The 17,517-nt window shown below is 60.9% G+C and carries 16 protein-coding genes; 11 read left to right on the top strand and 5 right to left on the bottom strand.

Annotation, left to right across the window (positions count from 1 at the left end; genetic code table 11):
• Position 1: 1 nt before the first annotated feature.
• Positions 2-1,582 (bottom strand): Hint domain-containing protein, encoded by a 1,581-nt coding sequence (locus tag PVW51_RS02130; protein ID WP_443287335.1) that lies wholly within the window; start codon positions 1,580-1,582, stop codon positions 2-4.
• 278 nt (positions 1,583-1,860) lie between these two features.
• Here PVW51_RS02130 and dapE point away from each other — a divergent pair, with 278 nt between their 5' ends.
• Genes dapE through rnr form a run of 4 tightly spaced genes read left to right on the top strand, consistent with a single transcriptional unit; the run spans position 1,861 to position 6,282 of the window.
• Positions 1,861-3,006: a succinyl-diaminopimelate desuccinylase gene (dapE, locus tag PVW51_RS02125; RefSeq protein WP_274573411.1), complete on the top strand. Its 1,146-nt coding sequence runs from the start codon at positions 1,861-1,863 to the stop codon at positions 3,004-3,006.
• Positions 3,003-3,419, top strand: a complete 417-nt coding sequence (locus PVW51_RS02120) for a GNAT family N-acetyltransferase (protein ID WP_274573410.1) — start codon at positions 3,003-3,005, stop codon at positions 3,417-3,419. The genes dapE and PVW51_RS02120 overlap by 4 nt, the downstream gene beginning before the upstream one ends.
• Positions 3,416-4,015 (top strand): TIGR04282 family arsenosugar biosynthesis glycosyltransferase, encoded by a 600-nt coding sequence (locus PVW51_RS02115; RefSeq protein ID WP_274573409.1) that lies wholly within the window; start codon positions 3,416-3,418, stop codon positions 4,013-4,015. Before PVW51_RS02120 ends, PVW51_RS02115 begins: the two co-directional genes overlap by 4 nt.
• 5 nt (positions 4,016-4,020) lie before the next feature.
• Positions 4,021-6,282, top strand: a complete 2,262-nt coding sequence (gene rnr / locus PVW51_RS02110) for a ribonuclease R (protein ID WP_274573408.1) — start codon at positions 4,021-4,023, stop codon at positions 6,280-6,282.
• Here rnr and PVW51_RS02105 read toward each other — a convergent pair.
• Entirely contained in the window at positions 6,245-6,991 is a 747-nt protein-coding gene (locus PVW51_RS02105; protein WP_274573407.1) for a glutathione S-transferase family protein, read from the bottom strand. The two genes, rnr and PVW51_RS02105, sit on opposite strands and share 38 nt — an antisense overlap.
• 76 nt (positions 6,992-7,067) lie before the next feature.
• On the opposite strand from PVW51_RS02105, the gene PVW51_RS02100 reads away from it, so the two are divergent.
• Both PVW51_RS02100 and PVW51_RS02095 read left to right on the top strand, forming a co-directional pair.
• A complete protein-coding gene (locus tag PVW51_RS02100; protein WP_269366819.1) occupies positions 7,068-7,778 on the top strand; it encodes a helix-turn-helix transcriptional regulator in 711 nt (236 codons plus the stop codon).
• A 78-nt stretch (positions 7,779-7,856) separates the two neighbouring features.
• Positions 7,857-9,113 (top strand): lytic murein transglycosylase, encoded by a 1,257-nt coding sequence (locus PVW51_RS02095; RefSeq protein WP_443287331.1) that lies wholly within the window; start codon positions 7,857-7,859, stop codon positions 9,111-9,113.
• A 57-nt stretch (positions 9,114-9,170) separates the two neighbouring features.
• Here PVW51_RS02095 and PVW51_RS02090 read toward each other — a convergent pair whose 3' ends face one another.
• Both PVW51_RS02090 and PVW51_RS02085 read right to left on the bottom strand, forming a co-directional pair.
• A complete protein-coding gene (locus tag PVW51_RS02090; protein ID WP_274573405.1) occupies positions 9,171-10,568 on the bottom strand; it encodes an aspartate aminotransferase family protein in 1,398 nt (465 codons plus the stop codon).
• 84 nt (positions 10,569-10,652) lie between these two features.
• The gene (locus tag PVW51_RS02085; protein WP_269366825.1) at positions 10,653-11,342 is read right to left on the bottom strand and encodes a GntR family transcriptional regulator; all 690 of its coding nucleotides are present in this window, start codon (positions 11,340-11,342) and stop codon (positions 10,653-10,655) included.
• A 144-nt stretch (positions 11,343-11,486) separates the two neighbouring features.
• Here PVW51_RS02085 and PVW51_RS02080 point away from each other — a divergent pair, with 144 nt between their 5' ends.
• The 5 genes from PVW51_RS02080 to PVW51_RS02060 all read left to right on the top strand — a co-directional run bounded on the left by PVW51_RS02080 (position 11,487) and on the right by PVW51_RS02060 (position 16,793).
• Entirely contained in the window at positions 11,487-12,572 is a 1,086-nt protein-coding gene (locus tag PVW51_RS02080; RefSeq protein ID WP_274573404.1) for a polyamine ABC transporter substrate-binding protein, read from the top strand.
• 72 nt (positions 12,573-12,644) lie between these two features.
• Positions 12,645-13,772, top strand: coding sequence for an ABC transporter ATP-binding protein (locus tag PVW51_RS02075; protein WP_269366829.1), 1,128 nt, complete (start codon positions 12,645-12,647; stop codon positions 13,770-13,772).
• A gap of 2 nt (positions 13,773-13,774) precedes the next feature.
• On the top strand, positions 13,775-14,650 hold the full coding sequence (locus PVW51_RS02070) for an ABC transporter permease subunit (RefSeq protein ID WP_274573403.1): 876 nt from the start codon (positions 13,775-13,777) through the stop codon (positions 14,648-14,650).
• Positions 14,647-15,468, top strand: coding sequence for an ABC transporter permease (locus PVW51_RS02065; RefSeq protein ID WP_274573402.1), 822 nt, complete (start codon positions 14,647-14,649; stop codon positions 15,466-15,468). Before PVW51_RS02070 ends, PVW51_RS02065 begins: the two co-directional genes overlap by 4 nt.
• The gene (locus PVW51_RS02060) at positions 15,465-16,793 is read left to right on the top strand and encodes an NAD(P)/FAD-dependent oxidoreductase (protein ID WP_274573401.1); all 1,329 of its coding nucleotides are present in this window, start codon (positions 15,465-15,467) and stop codon (positions 16,791-16,793) included. Before PVW51_RS02065 ends, PVW51_RS02060 begins: the two co-directional genes overlap by 4 nt.
• Here the strand turns inward: PVW51_RS02060 and PVW51_RS02055 are convergent.
• The gene (locus PVW51_RS02055; protein ID WP_274573400.1) at positions 16,774-17,508 is read right to left on the bottom strand and encodes a flagellar hook capping FlgD N-terminal domain-containing protein; all 735 of its coding nucleotides are present in this window, start codon (positions 17,506-17,508) and stop codon (positions 16,774-16,776) included. The two genes, PVW51_RS02060 and PVW51_RS02055, sit on opposite strands and share 20 nt — an antisense overlap.
• Positions 17,509-17,517 lie beyond the last annotated feature (9 nt).

Raw genomic sequence — 17,517 nt, 5'->3', positions numbered from 1 at the left:
GTCACGCTGCCTTTGCGGCGCGCAGCAGGCCCGCTTCAAACCGTTTCAGGGTACGTCGTGCCGCGGGTGAATAGCCTGCACCGGTCTCCGGGTCGATTTCCGGGAACAGGGCGCAGATCTCGTTCACGATCTCCTGCTCAAAACTTTGCTTGGTCTGGGGCCCGGGCAGGAAGCTTTCGGTTTCCAGCCCTTCGGAAAAGACGACCTGATGGCGGTCGAAGAGCAGATGAACATAGGTGACATCGCCACCCGTGCGCCGGGTGACAGACCTGTCATTCACAAGGTCACGCGCCGCGATCAGCACTTCGGCCTCGCCGAAGAGCAGCTCTGCCAGATTGTCCCGGATCAGCACCCGGTGCAGCGGCGACACCAGCAGATCACGGTGCTTGCCAAAGGTGTTCGCACGGATGTGGATCGGGGCGAACTCTCCGGTGGCGGGAACGGTGCGGGTGCCGCTCCAGCGCAGTGGCTGCGGGCCGTCATCCTGGGTCAGCACCATGTCGCCGGGTTGCAGGTGCTCGGCCGGCCGTTCCCCATCGGGGGTCGCGATCAGGGTGCCAGCGACGAAACAGGGCACGCCCGTCGCGTTGACGAAGCCGACGTCGGTGTTGATGCCGTTGTCGATCGTATAGGTGAAGTTGAAGTTCTCGACGTCACCGTCACCCGTGACCGTAAATGTCCCGTTTGCATTCAGGCGCACCGTCTGGCCCGTCGGCAGCGTAATCGTGTCGCCCGCATTGACCGCCACGCCGTTGATATGCGTGATGGTCAGAGTGCCGCCGCCCTCGTTGATGTCATTGCCAAGGACGTCGATTTCACGTTCGCCGTCCGGAAACAGATCCACGTTGTCGGACATGGCGATGAGGTCGGTCTGAACCGAATTGCCGGCGATCAGCAGATTGGAATCGTAATTGCTGTCCGAGACGTCCGCGATGGCGATGCGCAGCGAATTCACGACACCGGGGTTCACGAACATGGTCAGGGTCAATGTGATCGTGAACCCGTCCATTTCCGTGTTGAACTGGTCGTTCTGGTTGTTCACGTACATGTTGATGTTGTTGGCGGTATTGACGTTGCCCGGGTCCACGTCGCCATTGCCCACGTCCATCGGTACAAGTGTGCCGTTGACCCAGACGCCGACAAAATCCTGATAGATCGAATTCTCGAACTCGGGATATTCCTCAGAGGAAAAGACGAACTGCATGGTCATCACGCTGCTGTCGGGAATAAAATCCACATCCAGCGTTGCCGCGTCATAGGTCCGCGCCCCTGCCACATCGTTGTAGGGTCGGTAGTTGTTCGTTCCCGATGTATTGGTGGAGGTATTGGTGTTCTGGTTCGACTGGCCGTTGGAATTGGTGAAATCCTGCGCATTGCCCGTCGACAGGATCACGCCGGTATCGCCCGGGGTCACACCGGGGGCAGTTGCGTCGCCACCCGAATAGATGCCGGCGCTGTCGTTGTCACCGTAATAGGTCGCGCCGACGACGGTCACGCCGTCGCCAAATATCGTTTCGGCCATATCCGTGGCGCTGGTGCCTTCTCGGACCGTTTCGATGGGAAGTTCTGATGCTGCTACCACGTCTCTGCCTCTTACCCTTGGTTCGAGGCGACATTGGTCAGCGGCACACGGATCAGCCCCGTGCTTTTCATTTGCCGAAGTGCAAGCATGGCCCTGTTTTCAGGTGTCCGGTCTTGCGTTTACTGCTGATGCCCTGCCTCGGGTCATATTATTGCCACAACCTTAACACCATCCGGACAAAACTGTTAAGCATTTCGTGAAATCCCCCCCTTGGCACCGCGCTTTTTTGGTCACAAAAGGTCAATGCCGACCAAAACACCTTAACCAAGGAGCCCGATATGCCCGCGATTGACCCTGTAGAGCTTACGGCAAGGCTGGTGCGCTGCGCCTCTGTCACCCCTGCAAACGAAGGGGCGCTGGAGATTGTCGAGGAGGTTCTGTCGCAGGCCGGTTTCAATTGTGTCCGGGTGGACCGGGGGGGCATCTGCAACCTTTTTGCCCGCTGGGGGGCCAGGGGCAACGGCAAGGCTTTCGGCTTTAACGGGCATACGGATGTGGTGCCCGTGGGCAATCCCGATGACTGGTCGATGCCGCCCTTCGGCGCCGAGATCAAGGATGGGGTGATGTATGGCCGTGGCACCACGGATATGAAATCCGGCGTTGCGGCATTTGTCGCCGCTGCCGTCGATTTCGTGCGTGACACACCGCCGGATGGGTCTGTTGTCCTGACCATCACAGGGGACGAGGAGGGCGATGGCGTGGACGGCACGGCGGCGCTGCTGGACTACATGGCGGAAAATGGCGAACGTATGGATGCCTGCCTGGTGGGAGAGCCGACCTGCCCCGAGAAGATGGGCGATATGATCAAGATCGGCCGCCGCGGGTCGATGTCCGCTTGGTTCAAGGTGATCGGGACGCAGGGGCATTCGGCCTATCCACATCGCGCCAACAACCCGCTGCCTGCCATGGTGCGGCTGATGGACCGGCTTGCCAGTCATGAGTTGGACCGGGGGACGGATCATTTCGACCCCTCCACGCTGGCCGTGGTGACCGTGGACACCGGCAACCCCGCCAGCAACGTGATCCCGCGCAGCTGCTCGGCCGCCGTGAACATCCGGTTTAATGACACACATTCCGGCGCCAGCCTGACCGCATGGCTGGAGCAGGAAGTGGCACAGATCCGAGATGCCTTTGGCGTCGAGGTCGAGATGAAGATAAAGATCTCGGGCGAAAGTTTCATCACGCCGCCGGGCGCGCTTTCGGCGCTGGTGGCAACCGCGGTTGCTGCTGAAACGGGGGTGACGCCTGAACTCTCCACCACCGGCGGCACATCCGATGCCCGTTTCGTCAAGGCGCATTGCCCGGTTGTGGAATTCGGGCTGGTGGGCCAGTCCATGCACCAGGTGGACGAACATGTCGTGGTTGAGCAGATACATCAGCTCAAGGCGATTTATGGGCGCATTCTGCGCGACTATTTTGCATGAGCGTGACGATTGAAACCACCGATGACCTGGCAAGCTGCCTGCGTCTGCGGCGGGTTGTCTTTATCGAAGAACAAGGCGTCAGCGAGGCGGATGAAATCGACGGGCTGGACAATTCCTGCCTGCATCTTCTGGCGCGGGACGGGGCCACACCGGTGGGGACCGCCCGGGTTCTGTTCGACGGCGAGGTCGCCAAGATTGGCAGGGTTTGCGTGCTGAGATCCCATCGGGGCACCGGGCTGGGCGCGGGTCTGATCCGTGCGGCGCTTGCGGCGGCAGAAGGGCGCGCGCGCAAGGCCAGGCTGGGCGCGCAGGTACATGCCCTGGGATTCTACGAGGCGCTTGGGTTCACGGCGGTCGGACCGGTCTTTGACGATGCGGGCATTCCCCATCGCGACATGGTGCAGGATCTTTGAACCGAACGCTGATCATCATGCTGAAAGAGCCGCATCCCGGACGGGTCAAAACCCGCCTTGGCCGCGACATCGGCATGACGGCAGCGGCATGGTGGTTCCGGCATCAGGCAGGGCGCCTGCTGCAAAGGCTGGACGATCCGCGCTGGCAGATCTTGCTGGCCGTTTCACCGGATGCCGAAGGGCTGCGCAGCCGCGTCTGGCCCGCCGGTCTGCCCCGTCTGGCGCAGGGACGCGGTGATTTGGGGGAGCGGATGGCGCGGATGCTGCGCCAGGTGCAGCACGGGCCCGCCTGCCTGATTGGCGCGGATATTCCAGCTGTGAACCGGGCGCATGTTGCCAGGGCATTCAGGCGGCTGGGCGATCATGATGCGGTCTTTGGCCCCGCCCCGGACGGGGGTTTCTGGCTGATCGGTCTGAAACACCCGCGCCGTCAGCCCCCCGGATTTTTCCGCAATGTGCGCTGGTCCACGTCCACGGCGCTGGCCGACAGCCGGGCGACGCTGCCGGACCACCGGATCGCGACATGCGATACCCTGAGCGACGTGGACAACGCTGACGATTTGAACATGACGTTGGCAGGGCCGCGTGCTAGCTGAGGGGGATGAGCAACATTCCGACCAAAGCCGAGATCCTTGACTGGATCGAACAGAACCCCACCCTGACCGCCAAGCGTGACATCGCCAAGGCGTTCGGAATCAAGGGGGCCGCGCGCATCGACCTCAAGCGTCAGCTCAAGGAGCTGGAGGCAGAAGGGCATCTGGAAAAGCGCAAGCGCAGCTATCAGGATCCTGACCGCCTGCCGCCGGTATCCGTTCTGGTCATCAGCCACGCGGACAAGGATGGCGATCTGTTTGCCAAGCCGGTGGAATGGCAGGGCGAGGGGGTGGAACCCGTTGTTCTGGTGATCCCACGCGCATCCGACCCCGCGCTGGGCGAAGGCGATCGCATCCTGGCGCGGCTGACCGTCGTGAAGGAAGAAGGTCACAATTACGAAGCCCGCCTGATCCGGCGGATCGGGACCAATCCCAAACGGGTCATGGGCATTTTCCGCAAGCGCAGCGAAGGCGGACGGATCGTGCCGATCGACAAAGGGGCCGACCGCGAATGGGTGGTGGCCGAGGGGGCGACCCATGGTGCCAGGGATGGCGAGCTGGTCGAGGCGGAACAGGCCGGGCCAAAGGGCCGTATGGGCCTGCCCAGGGCGCGCATTGTTGAACGGCTGGGCGACCCTTCGGCACCCAGGGCGGTGTCGCTGATTGCCATCCATCAGCACGGCATTCCGGATCACTTTCCCGACGATGTGATTGCCGAAGCGGATGCAAAGAAACCCGCCGGGCTGAAAGGCCGCGAGGACCTGCGCGATCTGCCGCTGATCACCATCGACCCCTCAGACGCGCGCGACCATGACGACGCCTGCTATGCCCATGCCGACGAGGACCCGAAGAACGAAGGCGGTCATGTGCTTTGGGTCGCGATTGCCGATGTTGCCCATTACGTCACCCCCGGCTCTGCCCTGGATCGCGAGGCGCGCAAGCGGGGGAATTCCACATATTTCCCGGATCGCGTCGTGCCGATGTTGCCTGACCGCCTGTCAGGCGATCTGTGTTCGCTGCACGAAGGCGTGCCGCGCGCCTGTATCGCAGTGCGCATGGTGCTGGATGCCAGGGGCAACAAGCTGAAGCATTCGTTTCATCGCGGGCTCATGCGCTCGCCGGCCTCATTGCATTACGAAGAAGTGCAGGACGCCATTGACGGCAATCCGAATGACAGGACCGGGCCGTTGCTGGACCCGGTGCTGAAACCGCTTTACGCGGCCTATGGCGCGCTGAAGCTGGCAAGAGCCGAGCGCCAGCCGCTTGACCTGGATTTGCCAGAGCGGCGGATCGAGCTGGCGGAGGACGGCAAGGTCAAGTCAGTGAACTTCAAGGACCGGCTGGATGCTCACCGGTTGATCGAGGAATTCATGGTGCTGGCGAATGTCGCTGCCGCCGAATCGCTGGCGGCAAAGAAGATACCGCTGCTTTACCGTATCCACGAGGAACCCTCGCAGGAGAAACTGGACGCCTTGCGCGAGACCGCAGCTGCTGCCGGATACACGCTGGCCAAGGGGCAGGTGCTGCAGACCGCACATCTGAACCGGTTGCTGAACGATGCGGCGGGCTCCGATGATGCGGAACTGATCAATCTCAGCACCCTGCGTTCGATGACCCAGGCCTATTACGGGCCGGAACACATCGGGCATTTTGGCCTGGCGCTGCGATCCTATGCGCATTTCACCTCGCCGATCCGGCGCTATGCCGATCTGATCGTGCACCGCGCGCTGGTCACCGCGCATGGCTGGGGCAAGGACGGGCTGACGCCCGAGGATATGGAGATGCTGGATCAGACCGGCGCGCATATTTCCGATACGGAACGCAGATCCATGACGGCGGAGCGGGACACGACAGACCGCTATCTGGCGTCCTATCTGTCTGAACGTGTGGGCAGCGAATTTACCGGCCGGATCAGCGGCATCGCCCGGTTCGGGGCCTTTGTGAAGCTGGATGAGACCGGGGCGGATGGATTGCTGCCCATGCGTGCGCTGGGCCGCGAGTATTTCCACTATGACCGCGAAGCGCAGACCCTGATGGGGTCGGACACCGGCAGGTTGATCAGCATCGGTCAACGCGTCACCGTCCGCCTGGCAGAGGCTGTGCCGGTCACCGGCGGCATTGCGTTGGAACTGCTTGAAATCGACGATCAGAAAGTCCCGCAGGGGCGGCAATCCCCGGCAGGGCGCCATCCCCGCCGGAGCGCGACCAAGGCCAAGCGCAAGAAGGACAAGATCAAGCGCAAAGTGGCTCGGACACGGCGGTCGAAGTGACATCGTACACCTTCGGCATGTCCAGCATGTTCTGGCAAAGGTCGATGTAGCGGCAAAGCATCCGGTCCCCGGCAATGCGCATCTTTGCCAGCCCGTTGCCCGGCGTGGCCCGCAATCCGGCCAGCATCGGTGCCACCGAAGCATCGGCGGCAGTGGGCCTGTCGCCGAACAGGAAAGGCCCCTGCCAGAGCCGCGTCGTGATCGCCTGCAGGTCCGGTTCCAGCCTTTCGAGCCGCTCCTGCGCGGAGAGGCGGCCAAGCCCCTGGGTTTTCATCCCCATCAACAGGTTCTTGCGCAACTTACCGGTGATGAAGCCGCGCAGGGGTTTGGGGATCTGGGCAAAATAAGTGTCCCGGATCACCGGCCAGACGTCATCGTCGCCCCAGCGGGCCAGCACGTTGTGAAAATAGATATGCTCCTCGGCCATGCGGATGAAGGCGCGCGAGGCGGCCTTTTCCATCTCGGATAACCCGCCGTCAAAATCCGCCCCACGCGATTCCAGAAAGGCGCGGATATTGTCACTGTCCGCGATTACCTGCCCATCGACCCGAATGGCAGGGAGTTTCTGTTTGGGCATGTTGCGCGGATCGGTGCTGTCTTCCCGTTGCCAGTCCTCGCCGGACATGTTCAGCAGCCAGATTGCCTTGACGCAAAAGGGGCTGGCGGCAATCTGCCCGAATGACGGGGCAAAGGTGATGAGAGTGATCATGTCGTGCTCCTGTTTTCCTGCCTCGTGATAACGGGTATTGCTGTCAATTCCTGTCAGGATGGGGTATGCCCTGCACATGACCCGAACCCATCGCCTTTTCCAGATGATGACAACGCTGCGACGGCTGCCTGCGCCGGTCCGGGCGCAGCAGCTTGCGGATGAAATGGATGTGTCGCTGCGGACCGTCTATCGCGATATTGATGCGCTTCGTGGGCTGGGCGCGGTGATCGATGGGGAGGCCGGATTTGGCTACACCCTGATCGAAGATGCCGCCATGCCGCCGCTGGCCTTCGAAGACGACGAATTGGAGGCTCTTGTGCTGGGTCTGCGCAATGTGTCCGTAATTGGTGATCCGGCCCTTGCTGGCGCTGCCAGAACCGCGCTGGCCAAATTGACCGCACGAGTCCCGCCTCGACAGGCGCGCCGGTTGCAACATGCGATTCTGGATGCGCGCCGGTTTGATCCACCGGCCCCGCCGCGTATCGACGTGGCCGTGTTGCGCGCTGCCACATGGGATGAGGAAACCATCGCCTTTTCATACGTGGATGCCAAAGGGGCGGCATCTGTTCGTCAGGTCGATCCCTTGGGCATCGTATACATGCAGCAAACAAACATGCTGCTGGCCTGGTGCCATCTGCGGCGGGATTTCCGGGCATTCCGGCTGGACCGGATGGATGACCTGGTCCGCACCGGCAAGAGCTTTCGACCCCGCCGCGTTCCGATGTTGCGCGACTATACCGCGCGCCTGCGTGAAGCGAACCGCGCACAGCCCGAAGGTCAGGATTGAACACCTGGCCACAAGCCCTTTTTCGCGGGGCCAAAGACGGGTAGGTTTGGCCAAAGTCCTTTTCAAAGAGACATGCAAATGCACAGGCGAGTTTTCGTTTTCTGCCTATTGATGGTTTTCGGCACGGCCAGCGGGGCACAGGCACCGGATGCATCCGCCCGCCCGCCGGAGCGTGTTGTCGAGGTTCAGGCGGCGCCGGAGGGCGGCTCCACAGCCGGGTTGCGCGCGTGGGTAGCGGCGTTTCGACCGCGCGCGCTGGAGCAGGGCATTGATGGTGCGGTTTATGACCGGGCGCTCAAGGATGTGACCTATGACCCGGAGGTTGTGCGCCGCGACCGCAACCAGGCGGAATTCACCAAGACGATATGGGATTATCTGGACACCGCAGTGTCCGATCTGCGCGTCGCCAACGGCAGGGCCGCTCTGGCGAAATGGGACAAGGCTTTGACCCAGATCGAAGAAACCTATGATGTGGACAAGGAGATCATCGTCGCAATCTGGGGGTTGGAGAGCGCCTATGGCACGTTCCGGGGCAGCGATTCCGTGCTGAATTCCATGGCCACGCTTGCCTATGATGCACGGCGGGCCGAGTTTTTTGAGGATCAGCTGCTGGCCGCCCTCAAGATCCTGCAAAGCGGCGATACCACAAAAGCGAAACTCAGCGGGTCATGGGCCGGTGCGATGGGGCATACGCAGTTCATGCCGACCTCGTTTCAGGACCATGCGGTCGACCACGATGCCGATGGCAAGCGGGACATCTGGGGCGATGATCCGGTGGACGCGCTGGCCTCGACGGCGGCCTACCTCAAGCATCACGGATGGACCCGGGGTCAGCCCTGGGGGGTCGAGGTCAAGATTCCCGAAGGATTCGATTATGAACTGGCGCGCCGGTCCCTGCGCAAGATGCCAAGCGAATGGGCAACGCTGGGTGTGACCCTGCCCAGCGGGACGGCGGTAAAGGACTATGGTCTGGCGTCTGTCCTGCTGCCCGGCGGGGCGGAAGGCGCGGCTTTCCTGATCTTTGGCAATTTTGCCGCATTGGAAAATTACAATACTGCGGATGCCTATGTCGTCGCGGTTGGTCACCTCGCCGACCGGATCAAAGGTGGTCCGGCTTTTGAACACGGCTGGCCCCGGCACCTGCGGGTTCTGACCTTTGACGAGAGAATCGAGTTGCAGAAAAGACTGACCAGCGCGGGCTACGACACGGAAAAGATAGATGCCAAGATGGGGCCCCTTACCGTGGATGCCATCCGCCGGTTTCAGGTGGATCGGGGAATTGTGCCCGATGGCTATCCATCATTGAGCGTTCTGGACCGCTTGCGGGCATTGTAAGGATGGCAGTTGGTTCGCGCCCCTTGGAGCGCGCGCCAACTGTCATCCCGCGTAATCTCAGGACTGAATCTTGAGCATGTCCTTGTCCTTGAGGTCCTTGTAGGTCGCATCCAGTGCCAGCTTGGCGCGCGCGGCAAAGACGTCGATCTCTTCCGGTGTGATCACCAGCGGCGGCGAGATGATCATCCGGTCGCCCACATGGCGCATCACCAGATTGTTGGCAAAGCAGTGCTCGCGGCACATGTAGCCCACGGTGCCGCCATCGCTTGCGAATTTCGCGCGGCTTTCCTTGTGCGGCGTCAGCGGCAGGGATGCCATCATGCCTGAAACGTTCACGGTGCCGACCAGCGGATGCTCGCCCAGCTTTTCAAGCGCAGCGTGCAAGGCCGGCATCGCGGTGTTGCGGATGTGGCCAAGCAGGTCTTCCTCTTCCATGATTCGCAGGTTTTCCAACGCGACAGCGGCGCAGACCGGGTGCCCGGAATACGTATAGCCATGGTTGAATTCACATGCGTTGATCACGGCTGCGATCTCGTCCGAAACGATGGAGCCGCCGATGGGGGCGTAGCCAGAGCTGAGCCCCTTGGCGATGGTCATGATGTCGGGGCTGATCCCGACGGTTTGCGAGCCAAACCAGTTCCCGGTCCTGCCGAACCCGCAGATCACCTCGTCCGCGATGAGCAGGACATCGTATTTTCTGCAGATGCGCTCGATTTCCGGCCAATAGGTGCTGGGCGGGATAACAACGCCGCCAGCGCCCTGGATCGGTTCACCGATGAAGGCTGCGACCTTCTCCGCTCCGAGTTCGAGGATTTTTTCCTCAAGCTCCTGCGCGCGGGCAAGGCCGAATGCCTCCGGGGTCTGGTCGCCGCCTTCTGACCACCAGTCGGGCTGTCCGATGTGGTGGATGCCGGGAATCGGCATGCCGCCCTGTTCGTGAATATAGGTCATGCCACCCAGGCTGCCGGACCCGACCGAAGAGCCGTGGTAGGCATTCTTGCGGCTGATGATGTGGCTTTTTTCCGGCTGGCCCTTCTGCGCCCAGTAGGTCCGCACCATCCGCAGGTTTGTGTCGTTCGCCTCTGATCCTGATCCGGCGAAGAAGACGTGGTTCAGGTTGCCTGGTGCGAGTTCGGCAAGTTTGCTGGCCAGGGCAATCGCGGGCACATGCGAGGTCTGGAAGAAGGTGTTGTAGTAGGGCAGTTCGTTCATCTGGCGCGCGGCAACCTGGCCCATTTCCGGCCGGCCATAGCCGAGGTTCACACACCACAGGCCGGCCATGGCATCCAGGATCTCATTGCCGTCGCTGTCCGTCAGGTAGACGCCGCTGGCCCGCGTAATGATCCGCGCGCCTTTTGCAGCCAGTTCGTCATTGGTTGTGAAAGGGTGCATGTGATGCGCTGCGTCCAACGCCTGAAGCTCGGCGGTTGGCAGATGATTGGTGATGGTTGACATGGCATGACCCTTTCGGACAGGCGTTTCGGAATGGGACGCAGAATATGATCAAATTCTGCGGTGTCAATCGAATCAGGGGTAAGTTCAGGCTTCGGCCAGCACGACCCTGATCTGGTGCATCCCCTGATCGACGTCTTCCGCCATGGCTTTCGCAGCGGCTTCGGTGTTGCCATCGGCCAGCGCCATGATCAGGTCCGAATGCTTGTCTGGCAGGCTGGAGGTGCCGAATCGCCCGCAGACGACACGAAGGGAGGGGCCGAATCGGAGCCACAGACGATCCACAGTGGCCGTCATGATAGGGGCTGCCGCCGCAGAGTAGACTTGCGAATGAAACCGGTAGTTATGGGTGAGGTAACCGCCGACATCGCCCACGTCTATCGCGGCATTCAGATCCGAATCGCAGGATCTCAGCCGGTCCAGGCACTCAGGGGTCATGCGCTGCGCCGCCCGCCGTGTCAGTTCCGGTTCCAGCGTTCTGCGCATGAAATGCAGTTGATCCAGGCAATCCGCCGTCAGGCCGGGGACCGTAACGCGGCGGTTTCCTTGATGGATCAGCGCCCCTTCCGCGATCAGGCGACGCAGTGCTTCGCGCACCGGCGTCATGCCGGCACCGAGCGTTTCAATCAAACCCTGGATTGTCACGGCCTGCCCGGGAACGAGGTCGCCGAACAGAATCATCACACGCAACTGCTCGTAAACCTGCTGATGTGCAGGGATTTTTGCCGCATCGTCGGCTCGAAACGGATTTCCGTGCGCGAACATCTCAGTTTTCATTCTCAGCGCCTTTTTTTTGTCCAGCGTCAGCACCTTGCACCAAGATGCAGTGCATGAAAGCATATCTTATATTGCCCGATGAGGCAAAACTTGATCAAATTCAATAGAAGCCGGGACCAACCCGGTATCAGATGGGAGAGCCAAATGAAGAAATCTATCATTGGCGGCATTGCTGCCGCCGCCGTCATGGCAACAAGTGCCTTTGCCGAGGAGGTCCGGGTTTATAACTGGTCCGACTACATTGATGAGAGCCTGCTGGAGAAATTCAGAACCGAGACCGGGATCGACCTGATCTACGACGTGTTCGACAGCAACGAAGTGCTGGAGACAAAAATGCTGGCGGGCGGGTCCGGGTATGATGTGGTTGTGCCGTCGGGTACTTTCCTGCAGCGGCAGATCACTGCGGGCGCGTTCCAGAAACTGGACATGGCCAAGCTGCCCAACAACGGCAACCTTTGGGATGTGATCGAAGACCGTCTGAAAAAATACGACCCCGAGAACGAATATGCCATCAACTACATGTGGGGCACCACCGGCATCGGCGTGAACGTGAACAAGGTCAAGGAAGTGCTGGGCGATGATGCGCCGGTGGATTCCCTCGCCTTGGTCTTCGATCCGGCGAATATGGAAAAGCTGGCCGCCTGTGGCGTGCATTTCCTTGATGCCCCGGCAGAGATGATCCCGGCGGCGCTGGCGTATCTGGGCGAAGACCCTGACGCGCAGGACGTCGAGACCATCGAAAAGGCAGAGCCTGTGCTGACGGCAATCGCACCCTACGTGCAGAAATTCCACAGTTCGGAATACATCAACGCGCTGGCCAACGGCGACATCTGTGTCGCTTTCGGCTGGTCCGGTGACATCCTGCAGGCGCGCGACCGTGCCGCAGAGGCCGACAATGGTGTCGAAATCGCCTATAACGCACCCTCCGAAGGGGCGCTGATGTGGTTCGACAACATGGCAATTCCGGTCGATGCGCCAAACCCGGATGCCGCACATAAGTTCATCAATTTCATCCTTGATGCGCAAAACATGGCCGCGGCATCGAACTATGTCTACTACGCCAACGGCAACAAGGCGTCTCAGGAGTTCCTGGAGGAAGACGTGATTGGCGATCCGGCGATCTATCCCAATGAGACGACGCTGGAAAAACTCTACACCACGTCGCCCTATGGGCCGAAGGTGCAGCGGACGGTGACCCGTATGTGGACCAAGATCAAGTCAGGGACCTGACCCGATCCTGCGGCGAGGCCTGATGGCCTCGCCCTTTTTTCATCGCCTGTGGCACCCCAAGGATGAACTAAATTGACCCAAACTGTATTTGCCCCCTGGGATGATCCCAATCAAAAGCCGTTGATCCGGTTCCAGAACGTGACCAAGCGATTTGGCGAATTCGTCGCGATTGACGACCTGACGCTGGATATCTTCGAGAAAGAGTTCTTTGCCCTTCTTGGACCTTCCGGATGCGGCAAGACGACGATGATGCGCATGCTTGCGGGGTTCGAAACCGTCAGCGAAGGCCGCATCGAATTGTCCGGCAAGGACATCGGCCATGTGCCGCCCAACAAACGCGCCGTGAACATGATGTTCCAGTCCTACGCGCTTTTTCCGCATCTGTCGGTTTGGGACAATATCGCCTTTGGCCTGCGCCGTGATCGCAAGAGCAAGTCAGAGATCGATGCGCGGGTCGATGAAATGCTGAAGCTGACGCGTCTGGAAAAGTTCGGCCGCCGCAAACCGCATCAGATTTCCGGCGGCCAGCGGCAGCGCGTGGCGCTGGCGCGGTCCCTGGCCAAGGCGCCGAAGCTGTTGTTGCTGGATGAACCCCTGGGCGCGCTGGACAAGAAGCTGCGACAGGATACCCAGTTCGAACTGATGGATATTCAGGAAAGCACCGGGACCACCTTTGTGATCGTGACCCACGATCAGGAAGAAGCGATGACCGTCGCATCCCGCGTCGCGGTCATGGACGAGGGGCGGATCATTCAGGTCGCGACCCCTGCCAACATCTATGAATACCCCAATTCGGTCTATGTGGCGGATTTCATCGGTGACGTGAACATCATCGACGCGACAGCGACGCCGACGGGTGAAAATACCTATGCCCTGAACTGGATCGACGGTCAGCCGCCGATCACCGCCGAAACCAAGACCACCTTCAGCGCGGGCCAACAGGCGCATCTGGCAATCCGGCCGGAGAAGATCCGCATTTCGACGGAAAGGCCCGATGATGCAGCCAATGCGCTGCAGGGAAAGGTGCTGGATATCGCCTATCTGGGCAACCTCAGCACCTATCACGTGCAACTGCCCGGTGGTCAGGTGATCAAGGCGCAGACGGCAAACACCCGCCGCATCGCGCGTCGTGACATCACCTGGGAAGACCCGGTTTGGATTTCATGGAGCGCCACCGCCGGCGTTCTGTTGGAGCATTGAACATGCGCCGCTTTGCCCTGATCGCTGTTCCCTACGTTTGGTTGCTGGCGCTCTTCCTCGTTCCGTTCATCATCGTCTTCAAGATTTCGCTGTCGGACCTCGCGCTTTCGATCCCGCCCTATACCCCCACCATGCGGGACGGGATCGGCGATATGTTCGCCGCTTTCGATTTCGAGAATTTCGTCTTTCTGACGGAAGATGATCTGTACTGGAAAGCCTACCTCAGCTCCCTGCGTATCGCGCTCATCTCAACCTTCATGACCTTGCTCGTGGGCTATCCCATTGCCTATGGCATGGCGAAGGCACCCGACGAATGGCGGGCGACACTGATGATGCTGGTGATCCTGCCATTCTGGACCTCTTTCCTGATCCGGGTCTACGCCTGGATGGGGATCCTCAGCAACGAAGGTCTGCTGAACCAGTTCCTGCTCTGGCTTGGGTTGATCAATGAACCGCTGGTGATCCTGAACACGAATATGGCCGTCTATATCGGTATCATCTACACCTATCTGCCCTTCATGATCCTGCCGATCTATGCGGCGCTCGACCGGTTGGACGAGTCCCTGAACGAGGCGGCAGAGGATCTGGGGTGCTCGCGGATGCAGGCATTCTGGCTGGTGACGATTCCATTGTCGAAAAACGGGATCATCGCGGGATCGTTTCTGGTGTTCATCCCGGCGCTGGGTGAATTCGTGATCCCGTCGCTGCTGGGCGGATCCGGCACACTGATGATCGGCAAGATCTTGTGGGAAGAGTTCTTCAACAACCGGGACTGGCCGGTCGCCTCTGCGGTTGCGGTTGTCCTGCTGTTGATCCTTGTCATCCCCATCGTGCTGTTTCAGCGCAACCAGCAGAAACAGGCGGAGGCAGAGCAATGAAGCGGATGTCGTGGTTCAATGTCACTTCGCTGACCCTGGGGTTCGCGTTTCTGTACCTGCCGATGATCATCCTCGTGATCTACAGCTTCAATGCCTCCAAGCTGGTGACGGTCTGGGCGGGGTTTTCAACCCGGTGGTATGGCGAGCTTGTCCAGAACGAGGCATTTCTGGATGCGGCATGGGTCACCATCAAGGTTGCCGTAATGTCCTCGACCCTTGCCACCGTGCTTGGCACCATGGCCGCCTATGTGCTGGTGCGTGGCGGGCGCTTTCTGGGACGCACCCTGTTCTCCGGTATGATCTATGCACCGCTGGTCATGCCCGAGGTCATCACCGGCCTGTCGCTGTTGCTGTTGTTCATCGGCATCGGGCTTGACCGCGGGGTTCTGACCATCGTGCTGGCGCATACGACGTTTTCGATGTGCTATGTCTCTGTTGTGGTCTCCTCACGGCTGGTCACCTTCGACCGGTCGCTGGAGGAAGCGGCGCTTGATCTGGGCTGCTCCGGCTGGGATGCCTTTCGTCTGGTCACCCTGCCGATCATCGCACCTGCCGTGATCTCTGGATGGTTGCTGGCCTTTACCCTGTCGCTTGATGACCTGGTTATTGCATCCTTCACCTCCGGGCCCTCTGCCACGACGCTGCCGATCAAGATCTTCTCGGCCGTGCGGCTTGGCGTTTCGCCCGAGATCAATGCCCTGTCCACGATCATGATCGCGATCGTTACGGTCGGCGTGATCACGGCGTCGCTTGTCACCAAACGCAATGCCACCCGGGCCGAGGCTGATACCCGTGCGGCGGAACGCGCCCAGGCATGAAACGCATTTACGGCGACTTCGCCTATTCCGATGCGCCACGGCAGGGATGTTGGTGGGATCAAACCTGCGACATCCCTGACCGACCCGCGCTGTCCGGCGAACACCGCTGCGACGTTGCGATTGTCGGCGGCGGCTTCACCGGCATCTCCGCAGCTTTGCATTTGGCCGAATCCGGTGTCAGCGCCACGGTACTGGAAGGCCGCTATGTCGGCTGGGGGGCCTCGGGGCGGAACGGCGGATTCTGCTGCCTTGGCGGGGGCATGCTGGACAACGCGGCGCTGGACAAACGCTTTGGCCGGGAGGGCCGCGTGGCCTGGCGCGAAACGGAAATGGCCGCGATCCATCTGGTCGAGGGGCTGTTGGAACGTCACGCGATAGATGTGGACCGCCATTCCAATGGTGAAACGCAATTGGCGCATCGGCCCAAAGACTTTGACTCGATGCAGGATGACGTCGCGTATTACGCAGAGAGCTATGGCGTGGAGGCGCGCCTGACCCAGCCAGAGGATCTTGCGGCCGAAGGCATGAATGCGGGTTTCCACGGGGCCATCACCGTGCCCATCGGTTTCGGCCTGAACCCGCGCAAATACATCACGGGCCTGGCCGCCGCCGCCGAAGCAGCGGGTGCGCATATCCATCACGACACGCCGGTCACCACAATTACGCGGCAAGGGTCGGGTTTTGCCCTGCAGACACCGGCGGGCCGGGTGCTTGCCGATCGTGTGATCATCGGCACAAACGGGTATTCTTCCGAAGATTTGCCGGATTGGTTGGCGGCACGCTACATGCCGACCCAATCCAGCGTCATCGTCACCCGCCCCCTCACGCAGAGCGAGCTGGACGCCCAGGGCTGGACCAGCGGGCAGGCTTCTTATGACACCCGCCACCTGCTGCATTATTTCCGCCTGATGCCGGACAACCGAATGCTGTTTGGCGTGCGCGGCGGCCTTTTGGCCAACGCCGGATCGGAAAAGCGGGCGCTGCAACGGGCGCGGGCGGATTTCGACCGCATGTTCCCGGCGTGGCGTGACGTGGAAACACCTTTCAACTGGTCGGGCATGGTATGCATCGCCCGGGACAGGATGCCCTTTGTTGGCCAGGTGCCCGATCAGCCGGGATTGTTTGCGAGCCTTTGCTACCACGGAAACGGTGTTGCGATGGCAAGCTATTCAGGGGCGGTGCTGGCCGACGTGGTTCAGGACAAGGTGTCGCAACACCCCTATCCCGAAGCCATGCAGCGCCCGCTGACAAAGTTCGAACTGGGCAGGTTCCGCCGCGCCATCATGCCCTTCGCCTACCTCGGTTTCAGCCTCTCCGACTTGTAGTTCCGGCCGATGACCCGCCTGCGCTTGAACCCGCCGAAGGGCTGCTGCCGGCCGGTTCCCGCAGACCGCTGACAGCGCTGGCCAGAACGGCGGCGCCCCCTTCCAGGATCAGGACGGTCTGGCCGTCCTGCACACGCGCCTCCGTGATCCGGCCATATGTCGCGACCGGATCGGTCAGGACCACTTCACCATCTGCGCGGCTTTCGATTTCGAAACTGTAAAGGCCCTGGGCGAATGGCGTGCCATCCTCCGCGACACCGGCCCATTCGACCGGTTCCGCCGAAACCGGAATTGACATGCGCTGCACCTCCGTCCCGGTTTCATCATAAACGACAAGAAACACTTCGTCAGAGATGGCGGCGGGGTTGGGATTGATCGTGATCGGGCTGCCGTCGAAATAGGCAGGCGCGGTGCTGAGCGCTTCCATCCCGATCCACCCTGCCATTTGCGCCATGCCGCCGGAGCCGAGTTGAGCGGTCAGCGCAGTCAGAAGATCGTTGGACAGCACCTGCTGCTCTACCATCGAGAATTGCGCAAGCTGGGCGGCATATTCGGACGAATCTATCGGTTCCAGAGGGTCCTGAAACCGGGCCTGGGCGGTCAGCATCTTCAGAAACGTCTCGAAATCGGAGGACAGGACGGCGTTGGACCCGGTCGGGCCACCAGTGCCAGCGCCGGCAGTGTGACCTGCAACATTTGATGTGGGTAAGATCATTGTTCTTCT

Origin of the sequence: Sulfitobacter sp. PR48 (assembly GCF_028807335.1) — a bacterium.
Lineage (GTDB): Bacteria > Pseudomonadota > Alphaproteobacteria > Rhodobacterales > Rhodobacteraceae > Sulfitobacter.
Note: the sequence above shows the minus strand (reverse complement) of the source record. Positions and strands in the feature narration are given on the sequence as shown.